Origin of the sequence: Aeromicrobium sp., assembly GCF_049586495.1 — a bacterium.
GTDB lineage: Bacteria > Actinomycetota > Actinomycetes > Propionibacteriales > Nocardioidaceae > Aeromicrobium.
Genome location: NZ_JBAVCB010000215.1, coordinates 1 through 4,399, shown reverse-complemented (window position 1 = coordinate 4,399; position 4,399 = coordinate 1). Strand labels below are relative to the sequence as shown.

At 64.6% G+C, this 4,399-nt stretch carries 3 protein-coding genes; all 3 read right to left on the bottom strand.

The genetic code is table 11. The features are described from left to right. Positions 1 to 234 precede the first annotated feature (234 nt). Positions 235 to 2,388 (bottom strand): RNA degradosome polyphosphate kinase, encoded by a 2,154-nt coding sequence (locus tag WB508_RS11460; protein WP_423845014.1) that lies wholly within the window; start codon positions 2,386 to 2,388, stop codon positions 235 to 237. A 76-nt stretch (positions 2,389 to 2,464) separates the two neighbouring features. Beyond that, on the bottom strand, positions 2,465 to 3,709 hold the full coding sequence (locus WB508_RS11455; protein ID WP_423845013.1) for a sulfate adenylyltransferase subunit 1: 1,245 nt from the start codon (positions 3,707 to 3,709) through the stop codon (positions 2,465 to 2,467). Beyond that, on the bottom strand, positions 3,709 to 4,399 hold a 691-nt coding region (gene cysD, locus WB508_RS11450; protein ID WP_423845012.1), incomplete at its 5' end, for a sulfate adenylyltransferase subunit CysD. The genes cysD and WB508_RS11455, both read right to left, overlap by 1 nt.

Here is a 4,399-nt window from a genome sequence, read left to right as displayed (position 1 = left end):
GTGAGGGAGCGCCAGCGACCGAGGCGTGCGAAAGCGAGCCTGTTGGCTGTGGTTCGCCTCGGGCTTCGCCCTCACGGTCGCTTCGCTCCCTGGCGAACGGCCTGTTCGCCAGGGAGGCCGCTTGCGGCCGACTGTGAGGGAGCGCCAGCGACCGAGGCGTGCGATGGCGAGCCTGTTGGCTGTGGTTCGCCTCGGGCTTCGCCCTCACGGTCGCTTCGCTCCCTGGCGAACGTTTCAGCGGGAACGGCGGGCCTTGGCTCGCTCGATCAGCCGGGACTGGATGTTGAGGGTGCCGTCGCCGCGAACCCAGTCGCCGTCGGGGCCGAGCCGCCATGAGCTGGTGCAGTCGTCGGCCATCGTCTCCAGCAGATCGCCGATCTGGTCGATGTGATGCTGCTCGGGTATCCGCACCAGCACCTCGACGCGGCGGTCCAGGTTGCGGTGCATCAGATCAGCCGATCCGATCCACGCCTGCGGCTCGCCGCCGCATGAGAACCAGTAGGCCCGACTGTGTTCCAGGAACCGGCCGAGCACGCTCGAAACCCGGATGTTGTCGCTCATCCCGGGAACTCCCGGACGCAGCGTGCAGATGCCACGCACGATCAGGTCGATCTGCACGCCGGCTGTCGACGCCTCGTAGAGCTTGTCGATGATCTGCTCGTCGACGATGGAGTTCACCTTGATCCGGATGCCGGAGGGCCGCCCGGCGCGGTGGTGGGAGATCTCGGCGTCGATGTGGTCGACCAGCTGGCTGCGCAGCCCGGCTGGCGCCACCATCAGACGGTCGTAGTCGAAATCCTGCGCGAACCCGGACAGATTGTTGAACAGGTGCGTGAGGTCCGACGTGATGGTGGGGTCGGCGGTCAGCAACCCGAAGTCCTCGTACAGGCGCGCCGTCTTGGGGTTGTAGTTGCCGGTGCCGATGTGGGCGTACCGGCGCAACCCGTCCGGCTCCTCGCGCACCACGAGGGCGAGCTTGCAGTGGGTCTTGAGACCGACGAGTCCGTAGACCACGTGGCAGCCAGCGCGCTCCAGCTTGCGCGCCCAGCGAATGTTGGCCTGCTCATCGAAGCGCGCCTTGATCTCGACCAGCACCAGCACCTGCTTGCCGCTGCGGGCCGCGTCGACCAGCGAGTCGATGATGGGGGAGTCGCCGGACGTGCGGTACAACGTCTGCTTGATCGCCAGCACCTTCGGATCCGCGGCCGCCTGCTCGATGAAGCGCTGCACGCTGGTGGCGAACGAGTCATACGGGTGGTGCACCAGAACATCACGCTTGCTGAGCGCGCTGAAAAGATCGGCGGGCGACGCAGTCTCGACCTCGGCCAGGTGCTGGTGGGTGCCGGGGACGAAAGGATCGAAGCGCAGCTCGGGGCGGTCGATGTCGGCGATCTCGTTGAGGCTGCGCAGATCGAGCGGTCCACGCAGGCGGACGACCTCATCGGGCTTGACGCCCAGCTCGGAGGCCAGGGTGTCGAGCACGTCGGGGTCGATCGACTCTTCCACCTCCAGGCGAACTGGTGGTCCGAACTTGCGCCGCAGCAGCTCCTTCTCCAGAGCCTTGAGCAGGTTCTCCGCGTCGTCCTCCTCGACCTCGAGGTCCTCGTTGCGGGTGACGCGGAACGCGTGGTGGGCGACTGCCTCCATGCCGGGGAACAGCAGGTCCAGATGGGCTGCGATGACCTCTTCGAGCGGCACGAAGCGGCCCTCGTCGGCCGGCATCCACCGGTTGATGATGGGCGGAACCTTGACCCGGGCGAAATGCTCCTTGCCCGTGGCGGGATTGCGCATGACGAGCGCGAGGTTGAGCGAGAGACCCGAGATGTACGGGAAGGGGTGGGCCGGATCGACGGCCAGCGGTGTGAGGACCGGGAAGACGCGGTCGCGGTAGGTCTGGCTGATCCGCGTCTTCTCGTCATCGCGCAAATCGTCCCAGTGCAGCATCGCGATTCCCTCAGAGCTCAGCGCGGGCGCGATGGCCTCGTGAAACGTGCTGGCGTGCTGCTGCATCAGATCGCGGCTGGCGGCGAGGCTGCGGGACAACACCTCGCGAGGGCTCAGGCCGCTGGCCGATGGCACGGCGACGCCTGCAGCGATCCGGCGCTTGAGTCCGGCGACTCGCACCATGAAGAACTCGTCGAGGTTGCTGGCGAAGATCGCCATGAAGCGCACGCGCTCCAGCAGCGGGACCGATTCATCGCAGGCCAGCTCCAGCACGCGGGCGTTGAACGCGGTCCACGACAGCTCGCGATCCAGGAACCGATCGGCCGGCAGCGTGCCAGACCCAGAGTCGTACGGCGGATCGACGTCGAACTCGTCGGGCGAGGCTGGAGCCTCGACCGGAGCGTCATCGGACACCGCGCTGGTGGCGAGATCCGAGGTGTCCATGGCCCCATTTTGGCAGGTCCACATGAACAGCATCTGAACGAGCCGAAGCAACGCATCCGAACGGTCGGTGTGGCCCCTACCTGAGCACCATTCCCGCCGCCACGGTGGCTCCCGTTGATTCGTCGATGAGGATAAACGACCCCGTAGTTCGGTTCCGAGCATAGGGATCGACCATGAGTGGTGTCGTGGTGCGCAAAAGCACGCGGCCGATCTCGTTGAGGCCGAGCTGCTTGGTGTCCTGATCGCGGTGCAGCGTGTTGATGTCCAGCCGGTACGTGATCTCCTTGATTAATGTCCGCGCCGAACGGGTGGTGTGCTTAATCGCAAGTTTGCTGCCCGGCAACAGCGGACTCTGAGTCATCCAGCAAATCATCGCGTCGATGTCCTGCTGCGGTTCGGGCGCGTTGTGTGGACGCGCGATCATGTCGCCTCGGGAGACGTCGATGTCGTCAGTGAGTCGTACGGTCACCGACATCGGTGGGAAAGCCTCCTCGACCTCCGTGTCAAACATGTCGATGCCGGCGATGGTGCTTGTCATGCCGCTTGGCAGGACGATGACCGTGTCACCAAGCCGCAGGACTCCTCCAGCCACCTGCCCGGCATATCCGCGGTAGTCGTGGAATCGATCAGACTTGGGCCGCACGACGTACTGAACCGGGAATCGGGTGTCGACCAGATCGCGGTCCGATGCCACGTGGACGTGCTCTAGGTGGTGGATCAACGACGGTCCGTCGTACCAGGGCATGTTGGTTGACCGATTGACGACGTTGTCGCCGTGAAGTGCAGAAATTGGGATGACCTCGAGGTCCGGCACGTTGAGCTTGGTGGCAAACGTCGCGAACTCCTGCCGAACTCTTTCGAAAACGGCTTGGTCGTAGTCGACCAGGTCCATCTTGTTGACGGCCAGCACGAGGTGTGGCACTCGCAGCATGCTCAGGATCACGGCGTGACGGCGTGACTGTTCAGTGAGGCCGTGGCGCGCATCCACCAGCACGAGACCTAGATGTGCGGTTGAGGCGCCGGTGACCATGTTTCGCGTGTACTGCACGTGTCCGGGGGTGTCGGCGATGATGAACTTACGGTTGGGTGTCGCGAAGTAGCGGTAGGCGACATCGATCGTGATGCCCTGTTCGCGTTCGGCGCGGAGCCCGTCAGTGAGGAGCGCGAGATCGGTGTAGTCGAAGCCCCTGGCAACACTGGTGGCTTCGACCGCCCGGAGCTGGTCGGCGAAAATTGCCTTCGAGTCGAGCAACAGGCGCCCGATCAGTGTCGATTTCCCGTCATCTACCGAGCCGGCGGTCGCGAATCGGAGCAAGTCCATCAGAAGTACCCTTCCTTCTTGCGGTCTTCCATGGCCGCTTCGGAGAAGCGGTCGTCTCCGCGTGTCGCGCCTCGCTCGGTCAGCGTCGCGACCGAGATCTCATCGATGACCTGCTGGGTCGAGGATGCGGCGCTCTCCACGCACCCGGTCAGGGTGAGGTCACCGACGGTGCGGAACCGGACGATGCGTTCCTCGGCGATTTCTCCGTCTCGACACGGGTTGTGCTCGCTCTCGGTCATCAGCATGCCGTCGCGCTCGAAGACGCGGCGTTGGTGGGCATAGTAAATCGAAGGAATCTCCATCTGTTCTTGATCGATGTAGTGCCAGATGTCCAGCTCGGTCCAGTTGGAGATCGGGAAGATCCGCATGTGCTCGCCTTGGTGCAGCCGACCGTTGTACAAGCTCCACAGCTCGGGACGCTGATTCTTGGGGTCCCACTGGCCGAATTCGTCGCGATGAGAATAGACGCGCTCCTTCGCGCGCGCCTTCTCCTCGTCGCGTCGTCCGCCTCCGAAAGCGCCGGTGAAGCCGTGCGACTCTATGGCGTGCAGCAGGGTCCCGATTTGCAGGCGGTTCCGGGTGATTCTCCCGTCGTCAGGCACGATTCCCGCGGCGATCGCCTCGTCCACCGAGGCGATCAGGAGTCGGACGTCCAGCCGGTTCACCCAGTGGTCGCGGGTCGCTAGAACC